The sequence below is a fragment of the Apibacter raozihei genome, assembly GCF_004014855.1.
GTDB classification, from domain to species: domain Bacteria; phylum Bacteroidota; class Bacteroidia; order Flavobacteriales; family Weeksellaceae; genus Apibacter; species Apibacter raozihei.
This window is the reverse complement of sequence record NZ_CP034930.1, coordinates 252570-273414: the sequence shown is the minus strand read 5'-3', so window position 1 is coordinate 273414 and position 20845 is coordinate 252570. Positions and strand designations below refer to the sequence as shown.

Below are 20845 nucleotides of genomic sequence, written 5' to 3'. Positions count from 1 at the left end.
TAATTATATTAAGATAAGAAAAGGAATATTAACAAATAATAATTTATATATAACAGTTATTCCATTAATTTTAATAATAATGTTTTATATATCTTTTTTAATAAAGGTATTAATTATATAAATGAATCAAAAATAATATCAAGTTTAGGCTTAAAGATAAAGTTAAAAAAGAAGGCTACTCATTGAGTAGCCTTCTTTTTTGTTATTACTCTTTATTCAGCAAATCCAGCAGTTCCAGTTCATCTTTAGGGATAAGGGAGCGAATAAGTTGCAGGATATTGTAAATGTCCCATTGGTTGTGTTCGGTGTAATTAGGGAAAGAGATTTCTGCTAATAAAGCCGTTTGCGTAATTTTACAGAGGGATTTGAGAGTAAAACCTAAGTTTTCGTAGTCGGGAATGGATTTTAGTTTTTGTAAAGTAACTAGGAAATCTTTAGGGTTAAGTTTTTCATTGGATGACTTTTTTTGTGTTTGCATTGTAAAAAGGGATTAAGTTAAATAAAAAGGCAGGTCGCTGCAAACACATTCTACAGAGTAGAAAAGTCTAAGGACTTTTTTTTAAATTTTATCTTAAAATAGTATCTTTGGCAGGTAAAAGAGTTGATTGAAATAGTTTACTATAGCCTTGTTTAGTTATACAAACTGGAGTAAGAGTTTTTTAGAAAAAAGTAGAAACCAAAGGAATTCACACTTTCGTATGTAAGGGTAAGGAGTTGGATGAGGAAACAGGTCTTTACTATTACGGTGCCAGATACTATAATCCTAGGGAATCTGTGTGGTTATCAGTGGATCCGTTGACAGAGAAGTATCCTGGAACAAGTGCTTATGCTTATGTAGCAAATAACCCAATAAATGCAATAGATCCTGATGGTAGAGATATTATAGTATTATATGGAGCAAAAAATGATCAGAGTATTAGACTGTCTTCAGTAAATGATATACAAAAATTAAAAGGGATAAGTGATGAATATGTTCAATCGGTATATCAGGCCTTAAATGCAATGAGTACTCAACAGGATGTAATTAAAGCATTAGAGACATCAAGTACTGTTACAGTAAGAAATACAGATTTGGGGTCGGCCTTTTTTCACGAAGATCAAAGTTTAAGATGGAATAGTTTATTAGGTATAGAGGGAGATTCTGGAGAAATATTATCATCGGCTTCTGTACTAGTTCATGAGCTTAATCACTTTAATTTATGGGATAAAGATGAGGGTCTTCCTCTTAAAATATATAGTGGGATTTTGGTCGGAGATACTGGGATATCATTATCTGAATGGGAGGCTATGAAAGCTGAAACTAAATCTAATAAAGGTGTACAAGTCAGAGATAAATATGAAGGAGACTCTAAGCCTATTGTAACAAAAGGACCATTATCTAAAGTAAAGGTAAAAGATTTTGAATTGTCAGAGGAAAAAAAGATTCATAATGAGCGACAAAAAAGATTAGAAGATATGGTTAAACAGGCTATAAAAGAAAATTCTAACTAAATTAATTTTATTATGAAGTTTTTGTATATTATTTTTATTTCACAAAATATGATATCACAAATATATCAATGTCCTATAAGTGATGGAAAAGTGATTAAAGGGTATAGGAATGATAAAGAAATGCAATTATACAAAGGATTATTTTTTAAAGATAATTCAGCTCCTATTGATTTAACAATCATAGCAGATAGTGAGAGTATAGATGTGAAATCAATAGTACAAGGAGAAGTTTTGTATGTAGATGATAGTACTAATTGTGTAGCAATAATGTATGATAATGCTAATTTGATATCTTATGAATTCATAAAAGATATTACAGTTAAAAAAGGAGAGTTAGTGGAAGTCGGTACAATCTTAGGAAAGCCGATGCTCAATACTTTTCCTCCAAGAAAATATCAAGATCTTTTAGGAGTAAAAACGGAACTTTATAATGTTAATATGACTTTTTATTATTTTGATAAAGAGAAACAAACTTTAGTTCATGAACCAGTTCCTTTGGAATCAATAGATTGTAATATTATCATTTGTGATAACTGCCAGCCTAAAATCTATGGAATGTGATTATTCATAATGTAAACTAAATAAACCCCGCTTAATAAGCGGGGTTTTTCTTTATTCTTTGTTCAACAAATCCAATAACTCTAACTCATCTTTAGGGATAAGGGAGGGAATAAGCGCAAGAATGTTATAAATGTCCAATTGGTTGTGTTCCGTGTAATTGGGGAACGAGATTTCCGTTAACAGGGCTGTTTGCGTAATTTTACAAAGAGATTTAAGAGTAAATCCTAAGTTTTCGTAGTCGGGAATGGTTTTAAGCTTTTGTAAAGTAACTAAGAAGTCTTTAGGGTTTAGTTTTTGTTTTGAAGACTTGTTTTGTGTTGTCATGGTAAAAAGTGATTAAGTTAAATAAAAAGGCAGGTCGCTGACAACAAATTTTAATGAGTAGAAAAAGCCTTAACTATTAAAAAAGAAGATGTATTTAAATAAAATTTAAATTATTATGAAGTATTTGTGTATTATTTTTATTTGTATTTCACAAAATATGTTCTCGCAAATATATCAATGTCCTATAAGTGATGGGAAAGTGATTAAAGGATATAGGAATGATAAAGAAACGCAATTATACAAAGGATTATTTTTTAAAGATAACTTATCTCCTATTGGTGTTACAATCATAGCAGATAGGGGAAGTAAAGATGTGAAATCTTTTGTACAAGGGACAGTTTTGTATGTAGATGATAGTACTAATTGTTTAGCAATAATATATGATAATATTAATTTGATATCTTATGAGTCTATAAAAAATATTACAGTTATAAAAGGGGATTCAGTAAAAGTTGGTACAATCTTAGGAAAACCGATGCTTAATACTTTTCCTCCAAGAAAATACCAAGATTTTATAGGAGTAAAAACGGAACTTTATAATGTTAATATGACTTTTTATTACTTTGATAAAGAGAAACAAACTTTAGTTCACGACCCAGTTCCTTTGGAATCAATGGGTTGTAATATTATCGTTTGTGATAATTGTCAGCCTAAAATCTATGGAATGTGATTTTCGTAATGTAAACTAAATATACCCCGCTCATTGAGCGGGGTATATTATTTTAATGCTCTTTATTTAGCAAATCGAGTAATTCTAGTTCGTCTTTAGGGATAAGGGAGCGGATAAGTTACAGGATATCAAAGGGGTTTGAGGGTAAAACCTAAGTTCTCGTAGTCAGGAATGGTTTTGAGCTTTTGTAAAGTAACTAAGAAGTCTTTAGGGTTTGGTTTTTCATTGGAATTTGTTTGTACATTTTCGGTTTGCAAAATGAATAATTATAAAAAAAATGGCAGGTCACTATAAACAAAATCTACAGAGTAGAAAAGTCTCGGGACTTTTATTCGTATTTTATCTTAAAATAGTATCTTTGGCAGTTAAAAGAGTTGATTGAAATAGTTTGCTGTAGCCTTGTTAAGATATATAAACAGGAGTAATGTTTTTTTAGAAAAATGTAAAAACTGAAGGAATTCTCCCTTTCGTATGTAACGGTAAGGGGTTGGATGAGGAAACCGGTCTTTATTATTACGGTGCAAGATACTATAATCCAAGGGAGAGTATATTCTTAAGCGTGGATCCTATGGCAGAAAAATATTCGAGTGTAAGTCCTTATGCGTATACGTTTAATAATCCAGTTAAATATATTGATCCTACCGGAATGATGCCAGAGAATGGGGCAGGAGATCCATCTGGTAATGTACATTTTTTAATTCACACAGGTGGGGCGGGAGATTTTGTAGATGCGTTGAAAACAAGAGCTAAAGAAATCAAAAAAAATAATCCTAAAGACAAAGTTGTAGAATTGACAGTTAAAGATCTAGGGAAACTAAAAGAAGTTGTTGAGAGCGAGGTTCAAAAGGCTAGAAAAGAAGGATATGGAATGACCGTTGAAGCTTCATTTTTTGGGCATGGTGGTACAGATGGACCGGTTGGTGAATTGGTAACCTCAGGACAATATAATTTGAGATTAGAGACTGGAGTATTTGACGATAGGGGACAATTATCTCCTGAAGGATGGGGGTTGATTGATTGGAATTTTGATCCTAATGGTAGTATAGCTGTTTTTTATGGTTGTAATAAAGAACCTTTTGCTTCGAATTTTTTAAATTATTCTAACGTGAAATATTCGTCTGGTATGGCCGGATATTCGGGAGGTTCTTATACTTATAAGGGAGACTTTGATTCTAGTTGGTTTGGTTTGGGTAATGTTTATATGGTTACTCAGCAGGATGGTAAGATACTTCCTAAGAAAGTTTTTTCTCAAGAGTCAGGTATTGTTAGTATTTATGGCAATCTGTCTGTCAATAGTAAAGGTGCTGTTGTGAATGATACAGAGCAATCAAAGAGAAATTCTGCAATAATGAGAGCACCATCTATAATGAGGTTTCCTATACTTTAAAATGTAGAATAATGAAATGGAATCTTTTTAAAATTATAATTGTTTTTTTTATAATATTTGTTCCTGTAAATATTATTGATTATTTAATATTGAAAGATCGTTATGTTATAAGAAATGTTGGTTTACCATTCAATTTTTATCATGAGGTCTATGTAAATGGGGTAAAACAATATGGATTTTCTTTATTTAATTTATTTATAAATGGATTAATTTTACTTTTAATTTCTATTATTTTAGTGTACAAAGTTATAAATAGAAAAAGGTAAAGACATAGAATTGTTTTTTAATGAATATGACAATAATAAAAATTTCTAAAATTATCTATATTAAATAACAAACAAAAAAAACTTGCAATGTAGGCTGCATTCAAAAATTATAAATAAAAACTCATTAGGTATTAATAGGAAGGAGACCGATAACTATCAGTCTCTTTTTCTTTTAAGCCTCTTTATTAAGTAAATCCAACAACTCTAACAACTCTAACTCGTTATTAGGAATAAGAGATAGAATAAGGGAAAGAATGTTGTAAATGTCTCATTGGGTGTGTTCCGTTTGGTTAGGGAATGATAGGTTTGCAAATAAAGCGGTATGAGTAATATAATTTATTAATATTCAGATTGTTAAGGATAATTTTTTTATCTTAATTATACAAAGATTTATAAGATTCTAACAAGTTCGCCTATTATATTTATGAATAAATATGTTATGGAAAAAAATAATATCTTACAAATTTTGTTTCTTTATAAAGAATTCAAAATAGCTACAGCAAAGTACCTTAAGATATCCGAAAATAATGGGATTTATAGTATAAAGATACTAGACTTAAAATTAATAAACGATATTTCTTCTGAATTTTTAATTGGAAAAGAATTGGTTGTTAAGATTTATTTAAATCGAGCAAAATTAATGCTGCTAACATTAATCATTAATTCAAATGAAATTATAGAAATAGATAGAAATATTTTTTATTTAGAAGAAGTTTATACAGATGAAATTTATACTTTTCATCAGAGATATTTAGATATTTTTTACGGGTGGTACAAGGGGAAAGAATATTCATGGAGGGATTTTAAGGTACAGCAAGAAAGGAATGAATGGCTAAGATGTTGTTATTTTTGGAATGGAGTCCCGGTATCTTTAAAATTAGATAAAGAGTATGTCCTTAATGATGAAAAAGAACTTAAAACTCCTCTTGATTTACATTGTTTATTGAGTGAAGTTTTTTTTGGAAAAAGAGGATATTTTGGTGCAGAATCTAATGCATTTATAGATTGTCTAACTTCTCTAGATCCTTTTCTGGAAAAACTAGAAAAAAAAATAATATTAGTAATAAATAATTTTGCCCATATTAATTATAAAGTATCTCAAGAAATTGGCTATAATGGATATCTTTTTGAAATAGCAAAAGAATTAGAAGCTAGTAATTTTATTATTGTTAAGAAATAAATTTAATATTACTAAATGTAATAAATAAGCAACCCCTAGTGTTGTGAGGGAGGATGGTAAATAACTAAGCCATACTTGTATCGGTATACTATATAATTTTTTATGTCTTAAAATAGTAGGAATAAGGTAAATTTTAACTTTAACATATTTTTGTGAATTATTGTAAATCAATGTATAAAAAAAGTTTTTAGATATATGAAATTTGAAATATTGGAAGTAGTAAAGTTATACGTTAAATTTATAAATGAGTTTGAAAAAGAATTAATAAAAGAATACAATTTAAAAGATAAATACTGGCATGTACGAGGAGCTGCATTTAACAGGTTAGGTAAGGCAGGAAACTTTAGATATCGTTTTCACGGTATAGGTTGTGAAATACAAAAAAATGAAATACTATGTGATTATAGTATTATACCTTATGGAACAGAAGGAGAATATTACTATATATGTTTTAATGATTATGAATTAAAATGCTTTATAGAAACTTTTTCTATATACAAAAATTTAAATATAAAAGAAAATGAGGTAAAAAATCAGTTACAAAAATATATCGATGATAAGACGCTAAAATGTTTATATCAAGGAGAAATAAGGTTTGATTCATATCTGATACCCTCAACCTATCAATTTAAGTAAATAAATAGTATCTGAATATATAAAAAAATCCTGCTTATTATAAGCAGGATTAAATCTCATTTTAAATTTATACGACTTAAAAGAATCAAAATTCTCTTAAGACAAGATAAAGGTAAGAATAAAATAATATATGAGCTAAAAATTCATAGTAATATTTTATTTAAATTTTTTAAATTACATATTAATCAATTGTTTATCAGTGATTTAATTGTTTAAAAAATTAATGTTCTTAAAGTTTTATATTATAGTCTGAGTTTAGAGTTAATAAAAATTACAATTAGTATCTGAACCAAAAACATTTATAAAAAAAAAGAAAGCCATTAAATAGCTTTCCTTAATAAAAATCGTAGTGTTAATAAATTAATTAGTTGTTTGCGTTCGCAATAAAGTTTTTCTATGATGCAAAATAACAGAGAAAAATAACATATAAAAAAAGGAAAACCGTAAAATCTAACATTTTTATAAAGATAATGACTTAAAATATTCAATAAGAATACTTTTTTTATCCTTTATAAGATAAAAAAATAGATGTTAAAACTATAGGATAAATATAAATAATGATTTTTTTTGTATAATGTTAATTAAAAATATAAAATTGGGGATCTTTAGAGAACTAAATATATTTAAATTTATAATTAAACAATATAATTAATAGACTGATTATTTATATAATTGATAATCATGTTGTTGTGAGTATTTAATAATTTGGTTGATAGATTAAAAGTTTTTATATAAAAATATTTTCTTTAATAAAGTTTTAAACAAATAAAAAAGCTGTTAAAAATTAACAGCTTTCTCTAATTTGTTAGTGCAAATAAAAATTAAATTACTATAAAAAAGTGTGAAAATATCTTTGTAATTTCTTATATAATAATTATCAAAAAGTATACTGATTTGACCAAATATAATAATATTTATATATTTAAATATAACTCGAATTGATATAGTAAACAGACAAATGCAAAAGAGATTAATGAAGAGGTGCTGATTGTTAAAAAAAGTTAAATCCTGTTTAAAAAAAGCAGGATTTAACTGTATTTATTATTAATTTATTAACCTTATAAAGAGCGCTTTAATTAAATGTATTTGTATATGAAAACAAAAATAATAAATTTATCTGATAAATCGCACAATATTTTGTTAATTTTAAATTAAAAGTATAAAAAAATCATTGAAACTAACTCTTTGGTTTATTCCTACATAGGTTTAGGTTTGAGTATAACAGCTTGTATTATAACGATTTGTAAAAAATGATTTTATTTGGGAAATATTGCGCAGATCAATTAAAATAAGATAAAATAAAAAAAGCTGCGGGTTAGACAGCTTTCCTCAATAAGTTTTAGTGTTAATTGTAATTATAATAATTTGATTCTATAAAAAAATCTTTTAGCGTTTCTATTAACTAATATGCCAAAAAGCATGCTCAACTAAATAGTATAAAATAAAATTTGTATATCGGTAAATAGATTATATTGATAATTAAGAAAAAATATAAATCTCTAATTACTATATAATTTTATTCATGTATCCTAATTATATAAATAATTTTTCTTATATTTAGTAATTAATTACCTTTAGCTGTCTAAATTTATCTCTGTGGCCTCATGTGCACAAAAACAAAAAGAGAGATAATGCCAGATATAGATGTCAAATTATGTTAAACACCATACAATTTACCTGTATAAAAAGGTGTTACATAAATTTTATTATTATATTTTTTTAAACGCTAACTAATACTAATTACCTATGGAAATCAAAAAATACAAAATATCGCCACTTAACATATTCTCAGTTGTATTTGTATGGATGGGATTTACTTTAACAAATTCAGCAAGTCCATATTTTATTCAATTTTTACGATTTTCGACACTACTGGCAATGGCATTGTTTGTTTTATTGCTTGATGTTGTAGTCAGGTTCTTAGTAAATAATACCTATGCATTTTATTTACTAGAATTTTTAATTATAGTAATAGGACTATTTATTTTGCTTTTATAAACTAGGTGAAAAAAAATGGAGCTATATTTTTTTAAATGTATTTAAAAGGAAATGATATATAAAAAAAAGCTGTGTATTAGACAGCTTTCTTCAATAAGTTTAGCGTTAATTTAAAACATTAAATTAGTTATAATAAATTCAAAAAAAATCTTTTAGTGTTATATACTTTTATTATGCCAAAAAGCGTGCATTAATTAGTTCAATAATAAATATTTTGTTTATATATAAATAGCTTATGTCAATTAAGGAATATTTGCTCATTCTAATATTTAGGCAAGCAAAACAGGATATAAATAGTTAATACCACAATTTAATTTCAGATTATAAGATATATTATCTAACTTAATGATCTTTCAAAAAACTCAAATTAGATGAGTGCGTAGGTTTTGTTCATTACTAATAGATAGAAAATATCAGTTCATAGCTCATTTTCTTATTTCTCCAAAGGAATCTAATTTTTAAGTCAAAACATTATGTTGTAGTTTTTCAATAAATATATTTTCTCGGTCTTATTCTTAACTCTAAATAACTTGTATAAAACAGGTAGCATATTGTAGTTTAATTTTATCTTATTGATAAATAAATTTTAAATTTGTAAAGATGATTAAACCGGATTTAAATATACATCATGGAAGAAATATTAAACGTATTCGAGAGCTCTTAGGTTATAAACAAGAGTTCTTAGCTATAGAGTTAGATATAACACAACAGTCAATATCAGAAATTGAACGTAAAGAATTTGATAATAAAAAAACTCTAATAAAAATCGCAGATATTCTTCAAGTACCTATAGAAGTTATTGAAAATTTAAACAATAAAAAAATGGTAGATATAAAACATGAATTTATAAAAAATTTTATTGTCGATAATGAAAAGGGTTTACAAGGAAAAGTAATAAAATCAATTAGAGAACATCTAAATATACCAGTATCTGAAATTGCACTAAAATTAGGAATTAATAAACAAGAGTATTTAGAGCTTGAAAAGAAAGAAAAGCTGGATGTGGAGATTCTCGAAAAAATTGCTAAGGCGTTAGATATTCCGGTAGAAGCGATTACTGAACTGGAACAAGGAACAACGGTAAATATTGTTGCAAATACATTTACGGATTTTAAAGATAATGCTGTAGCCAATCAAAATTATCCTACTTTCAATACAGTAGATAAAATTGTAGAACTATATGAGAAGCTCTTGGAAACAGAAAAGGAAAAAGTTAGACTTTTGGAAGAGGTTCTGAAAGGTAGAGGGTAGAATTTTTCTGATTAAATATGTATAATCCTACACGAAGAAATAGAAATATTGGAACAGCTAAACAAGGATCTGGACAAAACAATAAATTAGTTATACCAGGATCTACGGTTCTAGCAAGAAAATCATTTTATGAGCGAATAGGGAATCATAAAAAAATACATAAAAACATTAAAGGTAATGAGTTTGTTTTTATAGTAGAGGAAACACGTAAAACATCAGAACACGCTTGTACAGTAAATGATGTTGTAACTTTACTAAATGAAATTCCACCTCAGGATTTAGGAGAGCTTAAATATGTGATTTTTCGTCAACCTAAAAGAAAAGAGGAAATTTTATCGCCCGTATGGGGTAGATTAATTTATTCATATGATTATGAGAATGAATATTATCCTGCAATTATATTAGATGCAATTGATTATGAAAAGAAGTTTAAATGGAAGAAGAAACTTTCGATTGAAGATCAAAAAGAAATAAGCAGGTTACAACAAGACGGTCATAAGATTATTGATAATGGAAAATACTACCTTGCAGACTATGAATTGGAATATGTTAAAACACGCAACTTTATAGAACCTTGCTTCATGAAATAGGGCACTATGTACATTATTTAAATGTAGTAGAAAAAACAGCTCTTGAAGACGAAGAGAATGAGCTTTGGGAAAGGTGCTTTGAAGCATATTTTAAAATACCAGTTATTGAAAAAGAAAAGTTTGCACACTATTATGCCGATGAGCTAAAAGCTCGCTTGTTAGCACAAAAGGTAATACCCTTTGATAGAAAATAGAGTAAATTGTATAGCTAGAATTAATTTTTGATTGTAACTTAAATTTTAAAGAAGCAAAAAAATGGGTGAATTTTTTACATACAATAATAAAACAGCAATAACTTATTTAAAACCAAAACTATGTTTTTAGGATTACGTTTATTCATATTCTTTATCATAGCTTTGCCCTTATCATATATTATAGGCATGTGTTTAGCATTCCTTATCCTAATATACTTTAATGAAAAAAAATTAAAACTTAATGTAAAGCAAATACTGATATCTGGAGGTATAATGTATATTGTAGCACAACCTATAAGTTTTAATTTAATTATAATTCTTCAAATTGAAAAATTAAATAAAATTTTTGGTTTTTCGCCTGTAGATGATGGACTTAACATTTGTGAAACTATATTTGCAGTTTTGTTCGCCATTGTTTTTACCTGCTCAATAATAAGCTTTAGACTGCATCATAAACATAAAAAGTTTTATTTGTCTTAAAATATTACTTATTCTCTAATTTATATTATCTCGATAGAATACTTAGCTTTAAAAATTTCATTCGGATTTAGATGGTTCATCCAGTCGCGGTCTTTAAATTCTCCGGAATAATTTACTCGGTCACAACGGCCATACCAGGGCTCAATACAAACAAACGGAACGTTTTTACCTGCCGGAGACCATATTCCAGCCAGTGGAGACTCAAAATGCACGCGTACATAGGGTTTTTTATCAGAGCTGAGCAAATCAACACGAGAGATTCCTTGTTTTTCAAAAATAAGCGCATCACGGTCAAACAAAGTAGAGGTTATAGGAAGCAAACCTTCGTTTAGCGATAATACATAATGTTCAGAAACATCTATACAGCCTTTTTCTTTAATAAGCATGTACTGAAGTTCCTTTTCAGAAAAACCTAAATACCCCTTACTCATCTCAGTTGTGTCAATCAGGTTAAAAGCCGGATGTGCACCTATCTGAAAATGCATAACCTTATTACCTGTATTCTCTACTTCCCAGTTCACATGTACAAAATTTTGTTCAAGCCCGTAACTTATAATAAGTTTAAACGGAAAAGGATATTTAGAAAGTGTCTCCTCGTTGCTTTCCAGCTGGTAGCTAATTTCCTGAGAAGAGCCAGAGAGTAAATCAAAAACCATATCACGGGCAAAGCCGTGCTGTCCCATGCTGTATTCCTCACCGTCATTCATATATTTTCCATTCCATAAACTGCCGACAATAGGGAATAAAACAGGAGAATGTCTTTTCCAAAACTCAGGATGAGCCTGCCAGATATATTCCTTATCATTATCATTGTGTTTTATACTGCAAAGCTCAGCTCCCAGAGAATTTATTTGTAAAGTAAGAATATCGTTTTGTAATGTTGCCATAATGCAGAGACTTAATAAGGAACAAATATACCTAAACTTTTTTTCAATTATACTAAAATTTAAAGTATGTTGGAACGTCTGTAATGTTACATTTCAGCATATAATTTAACTAATTTATAAATATAAATACAAATAAATATAATTAATATTTGGCTATATATTTATTTATTTATATCTTTATGATATAATAATCTATTTTGGAATTATTATTAAAATGGTTTATAAACAAATGTAAAAATGGTTAATTCTTTTTTGTATAACTCTTTATTTAAAAAGGTTTTTATAGGTCCAAGAATTATAATACAACATAAAATAAATATTTAAAAAAAAACTAAAACATCCTGAACTTGATAAAAAATTATTAATAAATGTATATGTAATTCTATATAATTGCATACGTATATGAATGAAAAAACTACATTTATTTTTATGTGAGATAAACCTAAAGTTAGTACTGAATTTAATCTGTCTGTTATAAGTTATGTGTAAAAAAGAGTAACGCTACAGATGGATAAATTGAATATAAACTGCATGTAAGCCCTATGATACCTAAAGAACTTTTCGAAACGTATAAATTAGAACAAGAACTGAGTCTACTTGAACAGCAAGATAAATCCAAAGAAATTAAAGCAAATTTTGACAATAACAGTGGGGGGAATTCAGAGAAGTCAGATAAGCTTAGGGTATTTCCCCAATATACGGAAGAAGTAAAAAAGAGGTATCATAGTAAAATTAATTTAAGTTTTTTATCGGAATACAAAAAATGTAATAATGAAAATCTATATTTTTTAGGTTGTTCATTTCATAATTATAAAAAAAATTATGACTCACGTTGGAAACAGTTTAAACAAAAATATTGTGATGCAGAAAGGTATAATTTTATCAACGAGGAATTAACAGATGTAATTAATTTTAGCCTGCCAGATTATATCAGTTTGGATGTTAGAAAAAGTATATCGTTTTCGCTCGAAAGAACTATAGAGTTTCTTATCAACAAACTTAAAGAAAATGGATTCGAGATTCGGTTTTCCAAAAATAAAGAAGGTATTGAAATATTATCCGAAAAAGATAATTTGAAATATTATTTTACAACTAAGACATCCCATGAAACTACTGATTGGAAAGCAGGTAATTATTGTTTCGGAATTAACAGGAATGGTTCTTATTGAAAAAGATGGTCACCTTAAAGAAATGATAATAGTATAAAATATAAGTATAAATTTTGCCTGAAAACAGGTATCGGATTAGTTACTGATAAGTAGCTTTCAGGCAAATTTTATTAGAATTTATTTACTTTATTACCGTGATAATTTTATCTTTTTCTTGTCTGGTTTTAGGATGCAAGGAAGGCTGATTACTATCCTCCGAATCCCTGTATCCTATAGCAACAGCAAACAAAGGTTTTAAATGTTTTAGATTTAATATTTCGCCATATTTCACAGCATCTATACCCTCCATAGGAGTAGAATCTATTCCCATAGCAGCACATGCACTTAAAAAATATCCTAATGAAATATATACCTGGTGCTGCATCCATGCTTTAATTTCCTGTTCTGGTCTTGTTTTAATAAACTGGTTGTAATAAGCCTGTGAACCTTCAGGTAAATGATTAATAATTTGTTCTTCGAAATTTGAAATACTATCTTCTGCACAAAATACTACCAGATGACTGGCATCTTTAATTTTATTTTCATTAAAAAAGGAAGCTTCAGCCAGACTTGCTTTAACCGCGTCATTTTCAATAAATATAAAATTCCATGGCTGGCTATTGATAGATGATGGGCTTAATCTCAAAATTTCTTTAAGTTCATTTAACTGTTCTTCAGATAATTTTTTGGTTTTAGTATACTTTTTAGTAGAATATCTTTTTTGTGCTAATGTTAAAAAATCCATGTTTTGTAAATATTAAATTAAACTATCAATTTTATAGTTGCAAACATAAGTATAGTATTTTAACTTTGCAATAACGGTCAAAAGAGATAGTATAAAATGAAAATCATTAAAAACAATCAATATCCCTGCAACACAAGTGTTACCATGAAGTATATTGGAGGCAAATGGAAAGCAGTTATTTTAATGCATCTTACAAAAGAAAAAAGATACAATGAACTTAGAAAAGAAATTCCTTCGATTACGGAGCGTACTTTGAGTTTACAATTAAAAGAATTAGAAACAGACGGTTTAATAGTAAGAACAGTTCATACAAATAAAGCTCCGCTAAAAGTGAGTTATCACTTAACGGATTTTGGTAAAAGTTTAGAGCCTGTGTTAAAAGTTATAGAGCAGTGGGGGGCTATGGCTGTTAACAGAACTCTATGTTTGTAGTAACGTAGTGTTAGCAAAATGCTCTGAATTTGAAAATAAAGGTGATTTTAAAAAATGATAGACAGATAGATATATAGCTAGAACTGTAGATGACACAAAATATAAACATGTATACTTTTTCATTCGTCTTAATTGCGCGTTCGTAAAAATTAAAGAATACATCAGTAAGAAATTAATATTACAGCTATGAATATATCTTAACACTTAGTAAAATACGTACATTTTTTACGTTGCAGTTCATTAAAATATTTTTATTGAAAAGAGTACATAAAGTATTGAGGTAATAAAATAAAAATATGAGCATATATTTCCTGCTCTGTATATATTTATAATGTACCTTTAATATAAATTTAAATATCTATAATTAACATGAAAAAACTATTGTATTACCTAATGGGAGTTATGTATGTGTTGGCAGGAATTAATCACTTCATAGTACCGGATTTATACATGAAAATTATGCCGCCATATTTACCTTATCACAGAGAATTAGTAGAAATAAGTGGAATATGTGAAATGATCTGCGGTATTTTACTTTTATTAAAACCTACGAGGAGGCTGGGAGCCTGGTTAACCGTTGCATTATTAATTGCGGTATTTCCGGCAAATATTCAAATGGCCATTGATTTTTATAAGCAAAATAATCCGTATTTACCAGTTGCAATACTAAGGCTTCCATTGCAATTTATTCTTATTGCATGGGCTTATAGCTATACAAAAGAAAAAAGTCCTGTTTAGCACTAATTAATAGTCTGATAGCTTAGGTGGTATGCTTTAAAAAAAAATAGTTAAAATTAAGAATATGAACAAAAAAAGCCATATCAATTCGATAAGGCTTTTTTTGTTGCGGAGAAAGAGGGATTCGAACCCCCGGACCTGTTACAGTCAACAGTTTTCAAGACTGCCGCAATCGACCACTCTGCCATTTCTCCAAAATCCTGATTTTAAAATCAGGAGGTCTGTTTAGCGGTTGCAAATATACAAACCTTTTTTATTTTTCCAAATTTTTCACAAAGAAATTTCAACAGTAGTTTCCAATAAATCTTCAAAATTTTCTTTTCTTCTTATCAGGTGAGGAGCACCATTCAATAATAAAACCTCTGCCGGACGAACCCTTGAGTTATAATTTGAAGACATGGAAAAACAATAAGCTCCGGCATTTTCAAAACATAGATAATCACCTTCATGAATTTCTGCTATTTTTCTATCTGATGCAAAAGTATCTGTTTCACAAATATAGCCAACCACGTCATATGTTTTTTCATTTTTTGAATCAGGATTAGAAAGATTTACTATATGATGAAATGCATTATAAAACATGGGGCGTATAAGGTGGTTAAAGCCACTGTTTATAAAAGCAAATCTACGGTATGGAGTTTCTTTTACCACATTTACTTCTGTAACAAAAAGGCCGCATTGGCTAACCAGAAACTTTCCAGGTTCAAAAATCAGGCGTAAAGGTTTTTTATATTTTTCAACAAACTGATTGAAAAGAAGTCCTAATTTATTTCCTAGGGTTACAATATCAGTTTCTTTATCTCCTTCTTTATACGGAACTTTAAAACCGCTTCCAAAATCGAGGTAAGTAAGTGACGGGAAGTTTTCCGCAGCACCAAACAATACTTCAGCACCCTCTAAAAAAACATCGATATCTAAAATATCTGATCCGGTATGCACATGAAGTCCTTCCACTTTTAATGGAATTTTACGGGTTAAATCTACAATATCATTCACCTGGTTTATAGAAATTCCAAATTTAGAGTCTACATGTCCGGTAGATATTTTTTCATTACCTCCTGCTTTTATATGCGGATTAATACGAATACCAATAGGATAATCCGGAAATTCCTCCGAAAATCTTCTGAGAAAAGGAAAATTATCAATATGTATCTTAACACCCAGCTCTGCAGCTTCACGAATTTCATTAAAATGAACACCACTAGGTGTAAATATTATCTCCTGAGGCAAAAAACCGGCTCTAAGTCCAAGCTTTATTTCATTTATAGAAACAGCATCTAATCCAGAACCCAGATTGCGTATAAATTTTATAATATTTATATTAGTATTAGCTTTACAGGCATAATTAAGTTTAACGTCTTTTACCCCCTGAAAAGCGCGGGTCAAACGTGCAAATTGTTCTTCAATTACTGCACTGTCATATATATAGAGAGGCGCACCGTATTCTCGGGCTATTTCCTCCATTTGATGCATTCTTGCTAATTCCATAGTTTAAAATAAATAGTTTGCAAAGTTATAAAAAAACCAATTGAATTGTTATTGTATCCTGGGGAATACAAAAATTATTTCAAGTCAGAATATCGATTTCTTTTTTTAATGAAATATTGATAAAGTAAATACTTTTTATTGTAATAAATGATGCTTCCGGCTTTTCTCTTCTTTAAAAATCGGGGAAGTAGCCTGTAAAAAGAAAAATGTGCTTGAAGAATAGCTAAACAGTGTTTCCAGTTTCCGGAAAAAACAAATTTTATTCCTGCTATACCATCTAAAATCAATCGTAAAAAAATAATAAAGAAAACTTGATTTGCCGGAAGATTTTTTAATAGCATTAACAGATTATTTCTAAAATTAAGAAAAGTTTTTCTTGGATTGTCCGGGTTTAAAGTACCTCCTCCGGCATGATAGACTTTAGATTCCGCACAATAAAAAATCTTTTTTCCGGAAATCTTTAGCCGCCAGCATAAATCAATTTCTTCCATGTGTGCAAAAAAATCATTATCAAAGCCGCCCTGTGACCAAAAATCTTTACTTCTTATAAACAGACAAGCTCCTGTAGCCCAAAATATTTCTTGATTATTATTGTATTGCCCGTTATCGTTTTCCAGTGTATAAAAAATTCGGCCCCGGCAAAAAGGGTAGCCTAGATTATCAAGAAAACCACCGGCAGCACCCGCAAATTCAAACTGTATTTTTTCATTATAATTTAAAATTTTGGGTTGTATGGCACTGATGGATTCATTCTCTTTAAACAAAGTAAGTATAGGTAAAATCCAGTTATCAGTAACCTCCACATCAGAGTTTAATAAACAATAGATATCTTCATTTATAAATTGTAGCCCTTCATTATAGCCGCCAGCATATCCCGAATTCGTATTATTCTGAATCAAAGTTACCGAAGGAAAGTTTTTCTTCAAGTATGAAACCGAATGATCTGTCGAAGCATTATCAATTACATAAATAGAAGCATCTGTGCTGAAATGAATAATTCCTGGTAAAAATTTTTCAAACCAGGAAACACCGTTATAATTTAAAATAACAATGGCTAAAGCTGGTAATCTATTCCGCTGGTGTATTTCCATCGCTTATGAGACCAGAGCCATAGCCCTGGATGTGTTTTTATATTTTGAGCAAGTTCCTGATAAAATTTTTCTACAATTTCATTCTCATAAAATTTTTCTCCTTCCGGACATATTCTTTTCAAACGGGCTTCGTAGCTTCCACGTTTTAATTTTACCATGTCAACATAGATAATTACATAATCTTTCTTTCTTGCAATTTTATCGTATCCGTTAAAAGCAGGAGTCATTCGGTTAAAAAAGTTCAGCTCATAATGGATTCTGTTTTTAAACGGACTTTGATCAGCCACAAAAAAATAAATATGAGAGCCGTCATTCGGCTGTTTTATCATAGTTCGCCCTACATCTTTTACACTTAAAGGAATTGCACCAAATCGAGATCGAGATTCATGAACCTCCTGATCAAAAAAATTATTGGCTACTTTTTTATAGATAGCAAACTTATTTTCCTGAGGCAGATCAGGAGCGATACCGGTTAACCATTCCCAGTTGAACATGTGTCCTGTAAGTAAGATAACGTCCTTTTCCTGCTTAAGTACCTCCAGGTTTGTAAACCGTATTTTCCCTTTATAATCTTCACTTGTCATCGTGAAAGCTTTAAGAAGTTCTACCATGAAGTCTGAAAAATTTTTATAAAAACTTTTTTCAATTATTTTTCTTTCCTCTTTAGATTTATAGGGAAAAACAATCAACAAATTGTTTCTAACAATCTTTTTTCTATATCCGATAATATAATACAGAATAAAATATAAAAAATCAGCTATTCCGTAAAGTACACGAAACGGTAACTTAGAAAATAATTTTATAAAAAATAAAGATATGACTTTCAAATTGCTTTAATTATAAGGCAAAAATAAGAAATGTTCTCCATAAAGAGTACTACCTCGAAAAATAAAACTAGGCCAGATAAGATTCAATCTTTTGAACCAGCCAGTTGATCCAGTTTTTATCTTCATTTAAACATTCCATATAATGAAAAGACTCGCCTCCTTTATTTATAAATAATTCCTTGTCTGCTATAGCCAGCTCTTCCAGAGTTTCCAGGCAGTCAGACACAAATGCAGGGGCTGCAACTGCTATTTTTTTAATACCCATAGAAGGTAGTTCTTCTAAAGTCTTATCGGTGTAGGGCTGTAACCACGGATCTCTTCCTAACCTTGATTGAAAACTTTGCTTAACCTGAGATTTTTCAAGCCCGAGTCTTTTTCTTACCTGTTCAGTAACATAATAGCATTGGTGACGATAACAATACGGATGTGAAGCACGGCTTTCTTCAAAGCAACAGTGATTATCAATTCGGCATTGTTTGGTTGGATCTGTTTTATAAATATGTCTTTCCGGTAATCCGTGATAGCTGAACAACACTAAATCAAAATCTTCAGGAAGTTGGTTTTTAATATTTTCAGTTAAAATCTGTAAATAATCTTCATCATTATAAAACGGAGGAAGAAAATTTAAACGCATACCGGGAAAGTGTTTCTTTTGAACTTCTTTGGCTTTTTCAACAACAGTCTCCGTAGTGCTCATTGCGTATTGAGGATACAATGGAATAACCAGAACGTCGGATACTCCCTGGTCTAAAAGTTCTTGTAATCCACTTTTTATAGATGGTTCCTGATACCTCATGGCTAAAGCTACAGGACTTTTTACTTGTTCTTTAATTTTGTTGGTAACCCGTTGTGAAATGACAACCAAAGGAGAGCCTTCATCCCACCAGATCGTCTGATAAGCATGAGCTGAATCTTTAGGCCTTTGAGGTAAAATAGTACATTCAACTACAAATTTTCTGATTAGCCAGGGCGCATCAATCACTCTTTTGTCCATTAAAAATTCCCGCAGATAAACTCTCACATCTTCAACGCTAGTAGATTTTGGCGATCCTAAATTGACCAACAGTATTCCTTTCATTCTTTTTATTTTACATTACAAAATTAACAATCTCATTTTAATAAATTCTCTCTTCTGATAATAAGAATTAATAGTAGTATTTAAAATGTTTTATGTATTAAGATTTAAGCAAGTAAAATATTATTTAAATAAAAAAATGTAATTTTTTTGTTTTTTTACTTAAATATTTCTGAAAAATTTTAGATTTGCAGATATTAAAACAATTTTATTATGAATCCATTCTCTGATACTGAAGTAGCATTCAAATTAAAAAGCGATAAAGATTTAAAAAAAGCTAAATTCTTATTTTCCTGTATACAAAGTCCAACCGTAACTAAAATGGGGGTTTCTTTGCTTAATACAGTGATTAAATGGGATTTACCTTTTGTTAAATCAACAGTGAAAAGTACCTTATTTAATCATTTTTGTGGAGGAGAAACTATGCAGGAATGTATTCCGGTAGTTGAAAAAATGCACCAATTAGGAGTTTCTTCCATATTGGATTATTCTGTGGAAGGTAAAGTTGAAGAAGAAACTTTTAATAGAACTTTTAATGAAACTATTAATAATGTGAACTTTTCCGTAGGAAACTCAGCTATTCCTTTCGTAGTTTTTAAGCCTACAGGTTTTGGAAGATTAGAGCTCTATGAGAAAATAGGAAGTAAGCAGACGTTATCTCCAGAAGAACAAAAAGAATGGGAACGGGTAGTTGAAAGATACTATAAGGTTGCGGAACTTTGTTATGAGAAAGACGTTACTTTTATGATTGATGCTGAAGAAAGCTGGATGCAGGATGCAGTAGATGATTTAACTGAAGAACTCATGAAAAAATTCAATACGAAAAGATGTATTGTATGCGGAACAATCCAAATGTATAGAACCGGACGTTTGGAATTTTTGAAATCACAATTTGAAAAAGCTAAGCAAGGGGGATATTTTATCGGATTTAAAATAGTTAGAGGAGCTTATATGGAGAAAGAACGTGAAAGAGCTCAGGAAAAAGGCTATCCTTCACCTATTCAGCCGGATAAAGAAAGCACTGATAAACAATACGATGATTCTGTTAAATTTATGATTGAAAACAACGATATTATATCTTTGTATGCAGGAACACATAATGAAATCAGTTGCACCACTATCATGGAACTACTTAAAGAAAAACATATCGAAAACAACTTTCATAAAGTTTGGTTTGGTCAGTTGTACGGGATGAGTGATAATATCAGCTTTAAATTAGGGAAAGATGGGTATAACATTGCCAAATATCTTCCTTATGGACCAGTTGCAGATGTAGTTCCTTATCTGACAAGAAGAGCTGAAGAAAATACATCTGTTGCTGGGCAAACAGGTAGAGAATTGTCTTATATTCAAAAAGAATTACAAAGAAGAAATAAATAAAAAGTA

The 20845-nt window shown here is 29.2% G+C and carries 21 protein-coding genes and 1 tRNA gene; 13 read left to right on the top strand and 9 right to left on the bottom strand.

Annotation, left to right across the window (positions count from 1 at the left end; all coding sequences use genetic code 11):
* Positions 1-205: 205 nt before the first annotated feature.
* Positions 206-478, bottom strand: coding sequence for a hypothetical protein (locus EOV51_RS01345; protein WP_128149082.1), 273 nt, complete (start codon positions 476-478; stop codon positions 206-208).
* Between the two features lie 236 nt (positions 479-714).
* Here EOV51_RS01345 and EOV51_RS01340 point away from each other — a divergent pair, with 236 nt between their 5' ends.
* Both EOV51_RS01340 and EOV51_RS01335 read left to right on the top strand, forming a co-directional pair.
* Positions 715-1491 carry an RHS repeat-associated core domain-containing protein gene (locus tag EOV51_RS01340; RefSeq protein ID WP_228427664.1) on the top strand — a complete coding sequence of 259 codons (777 nt, stop codon included), beginning with the start codon at positions 715-717 and terminating at the stop codon, positions 1489-1491.
* A 48-nt stretch (positions 1492-1539) separates the two neighbouring features.
* The gene (locus EOV51_RS01335) at positions 1540-2052 is read left to right on the top strand and encodes a M23 family metallopeptidase (RefSeq protein ID WP_128149078.1); all 513 of its coding nucleotides are present in this window, start codon (positions 1540-1542) and stop codon (positions 2050-2052) included.
* Positions 2053-2103: 51 nt separating this feature from the next.
* Here EOV51_RS01335 and EOV51_RS01330 read toward each other — a convergent pair whose 3' ends face one another.
* Positions 2104-2376, bottom strand: coding sequence for a hypothetical protein (locus tag EOV51_RS01330; RefSeq protein WP_128149076.1), 273 nt, complete (start codon positions 2374-2376; stop codon positions 2104-2106).
* 157 nt (positions 2377-2533) lie between these two features.
* Here EOV51_RS01330 and EOV51_RS01325 point away from each other — a divergent pair, with 157 nt between their 5' ends.
* From EOV51_RS01325 to EOV51_RS01295, 7 genes are all read left to right on the top strand, one after another.
* The gene (locus tag EOV51_RS01325; RefSeq protein ID WP_128149074.1) at positions 2534-3046 is read left to right on the top strand and encodes a hypothetical protein; all 513 of its coding nucleotides are present in this window, start codon (positions 2534-2536) and stop codon (positions 3044-3046) included.
* A gap of 487 nt (positions 3047-3533) precedes the next feature.
* Positions 3534-4433, top strand: coding sequence for an RHS repeat-associated core domain-containing protein (locus tag EOV51_RS01320; RefSeq protein WP_228427662.1), 900 nt, complete (start codon positions 3534-3536; stop codon positions 4431-4433).
* A 705-nt stretch (positions 4434-5138) separates the two neighbouring features.
* On the top strand, positions 5139-5879 hold the full coding sequence (locus tag EOV51_RS01315; protein ID WP_128149071.1) for a hypothetical protein: 741 nt from the start codon (positions 5139-5141) through the stop codon (positions 5877-5879).
* Positions 5880-6074: 195 nt separating this feature from the next.
* On the top strand, positions 6075-6515 hold the full coding sequence (locus EOV51_RS01310) for a DUF6896 domain-containing protein (protein WP_128149069.1): 441 nt from the start codon (positions 6075-6077) through the stop codon (positions 6513-6515).
* A gap of 2598 nt (positions 6516-9113) precedes the next feature.
* Positions 9114-9764 (top strand): helix-turn-helix domain-containing protein, encoded by a 651-nt coding sequence (locus tag EOV51_RS01305; protein ID WP_128149067.1) that lies wholly within the window; start codon positions 9114-9116, stop codon positions 9762-9764.
* A gap of 17 nt (positions 9765-9781) precedes the next feature.
* Complete coding sequence (locus EOV51_RS01300) at positions 9782-10354, top strand: hypothetical protein (protein ID WP_128149065.1); 573 nt, start codon at positions 9782-9784, stop codon at positions 10352-10354.
* A complete protein-coding gene (locus EOV51_RS01295) occupies positions 10339-10548 on the top strand; it encodes a hypothetical protein (protein WP_128149063.1) in 210 nt (69 codons plus the stop codon). Before EOV51_RS01300 ends, EOV51_RS01295 begins: the two co-directional genes overlap by 16 nt.
* Before the next feature lie 500 nt (positions 10549-11048).
* On the opposite strand, the gene EOV51_RS01290 is transcribed toward EOV51_RS01295, so the two are convergent.
* On the bottom strand, positions 11049-11915 hold the full coding sequence (locus EOV51_RS01290) for an aldose 1-epimerase family protein (protein WP_128149061.1): 867 nt from the start codon (positions 11913-11915) through the stop codon (positions 11049-11051).
* 542 nt (positions 11916-12457) lie between these two features.
* Between EOV51_RS01290 and EOV51_RS01285 the strand changes: the two genes are divergently transcribed.
* Positions 12458-13084, top strand: coding sequence for a hypothetical protein (locus EOV51_RS01285; RefSeq protein ID WP_128149059.1), 627 nt, complete (start codon positions 12458-12460; stop codon positions 13082-13084).
* A 121-nt stretch (positions 13085-13205) separates the two neighbouring features.
* Here EOV51_RS01285 and EOV51_RS01280 read toward each other — a convergent pair whose 3' ends face one another.
* Positions 13206-13808, bottom strand: a complete 603-nt coding sequence (locus EOV51_RS01280; RefSeq protein ID WP_128149057.1) for a nitroreductase family protein — start codon at positions 13806-13808, stop codon at positions 13206-13208.
* A 96-nt stretch (positions 13809-13904) separates the two neighbouring features.
* On the opposite strand from EOV51_RS01280, the gene EOV51_RS01275 reads away from it, so the two are divergent.
* Positions 13905-14240, top strand: a complete 336-nt coding sequence (locus EOV51_RS01275; protein ID WP_128149055.1) for a winged helix-turn-helix transcriptional regulator — start codon at positions 13905-13907, stop codon at positions 14238-14240.
* 369 nt (positions 14241-14609) lie between these two features.
* Positions 14610-14978, top strand: a complete 369-nt coding sequence (locus EOV51_RS01270; RefSeq protein WP_128149053.1) for a DoxX family protein — start codon at positions 14610-14612, stop codon at positions 14976-14978.
* A 109-nt stretch (positions 14979-15087) separates the two neighbouring features.
* On the opposite strand, the gene EOV51_RS01265 is transcribed toward EOV51_RS01270, so the two are convergent.
* From EOV51_RS01265 to hemH, 5 genes are all read right to left on the bottom strand, one after another.
* Positions 15088-15172, bottom strand: a tRNA-Ser gene (locus tag EOV51_RS01265).
* 76 nt (positions 15173-15248) lie between these two features.
* On the bottom strand, positions 15249-16466 hold the full coding sequence (gene lysA / locus EOV51_RS01260; protein ID WP_128149051.1) for a diaminopimelate decarboxylase: 1218 nt from the start codon (positions 16464-16466) through the stop codon (positions 15249-15251).
* 74 nt (positions 16467-16540) lie between these two features.
* Positions 16541-17557, bottom strand: a complete 1017-nt coding sequence (locus tag EOV51_RS01255; protein ID WP_128149049.1) for a glycosyltransferase family 2 protein — start codon at positions 17555-17557, stop codon at positions 16541-16543.
* Entirely contained in the window at positions 17521-18384 is an 864-nt protein-coding gene (locus tag EOV51_RS01250; RefSeq protein WP_128149046.1) for a lysophospholipid acyltransferase family protein, read from the bottom strand. The genes EOV51_RS01255 and EOV51_RS01250 overlap by 37 nt, the downstream gene beginning before the upstream one ends.
* Positions 18385-18451: 67 nt before the next feature.
* On the bottom strand, positions 18452-19462 hold the full coding sequence (hemH, locus tag EOV51_RS01245; RefSeq protein WP_128149044.1) for a ferrochelatase: 1011 nt from the start codon (positions 19460-19462) through the stop codon (positions 18452-18454).
* Between the two features lie 210 nt (positions 19463-19672).
* Between hemH and EOV51_RS01240 the strand changes: the two genes are divergently transcribed.
* Positions 19673-20839, top strand: a complete 1167-nt coding sequence (locus EOV51_RS01240; protein ID WP_128149042.1) for a proline dehydrogenase family protein — start codon at positions 19673-19675, stop codon at positions 20837-20839.
* Positions 20840-20845 lie beyond the last annotated feature (6 nt).

Bases quoted from the DNA above. Each gene is read 5' to 3' on its own strand.
- EOV51_RS01315 (WP_128149071.1), top strand. From the start codon at position 5,139: ATGGAAAAAAATAATATCTTACAAATTTTGTTTCTTTATAAAGAATTC.
- EOV51_RS01240 (WP_128149042.1), top strand. From the start codon at position 19,673: ATGAATCCATTCTCTGATACTGAAGTAGCATTCAAATTAAAAAGCGAT.
- EOV51_RS01275 (WP_128149055.1), top strand. From the start codon at position 13,905: ATGAAAATCATTAAAAACAATCAATATCCCTGCAACACAAGTGTTACC.
- EOV51_RS01310 (WP_128149069.1), top strand. From the start codon at position 6,075: ATGAAATTTGAAATATTGGAAGTAGTAAAGTTATACGTTAAATTTATA.
- EOV51_RS01255 (WP_128149049.1), bottom strand. From the start codon at position 17,557: ATGGAAATACACCAGCGGAATAGATTACCAGCTTTAGCCATTGTTATT.
- hemH (WP_128149044.1), bottom strand. From the start codon at position 19,462: ATGAAAGGAATACTGTTGGTCAATTTAGGATCGCCAAAATCTACTAGC.
- EOV51_RS01345 (WP_128149082.1), bottom strand. From the start codon at position 478: ATGCAAACACAAAAAAAGTCATCCAATGAAAAACTTAACCCTAAAGAT.
- lysA (WP_128149051.1), bottom strand. From the start codon at position 16,466: ATGGAATTAGCAAGAATGCATCAAATGGAGGAAATAGCCCGAGAATAC.
- EOV51_RS01300 (WP_128149065.1), top strand. From the start codon at position 9,782: ATGTATAATCCTACACGAAGAAATAGAAATATTGGAACAGCTAAACAA.
- EOV51_RS01270 (WP_128149053.1), top strand. From the start codon at position 14,610: ATGAAAAAACTATTGTATTACCTAATGGGAGTTATGTATGTGTTGGCA.
- EOV51_RS01325 (WP_128149074.1), top strand. From the start codon at position 2,534: ATGTTCTCGCAAATATATCAATGTCCTATAAGTGATGGGAAAGTGATT.
- EOV51_RS01305 (WP_128149067.1), top strand. From the start codon at position 9,114: ATGATTAAACCGGATTTAAATATACATCATGGAAGAAATATTAAACGT.
- EOV51_RS01330 (WP_128149076.1), bottom strand. From the start codon at position 2,376: ATGACAACACAAAACAAGTCTTCAAAACAAAAACTAAACCCTAAAGAC.
- EOV51_RS01285 (WP_128149059.1), top strand. From the start codon at position 12,458: ATGATACCTAAAGAACTTTTCGAAACGTATAAATTAGAACAAGAACTG.
- EOV51_RS01280 (WP_128149057.1), bottom strand. From the start codon at position 13,808: ATGGATTTTTTAACATTAGCACAAAAAAGATATTCTACTAAAAAGTAT.
- EOV51_RS01290 (WP_128149061.1), bottom strand. From the start codon at position 11,915: ATGGCAACATTACAAAACGATATTCTTACTTTACAAATAAATTCTCTG.
- EOV51_RS01335 (WP_128149078.1), top strand. From the start codon at position 1,540: ATGATATCACAAATATATCAATGTCCTATAAGTGATGGAAAAGTGATT.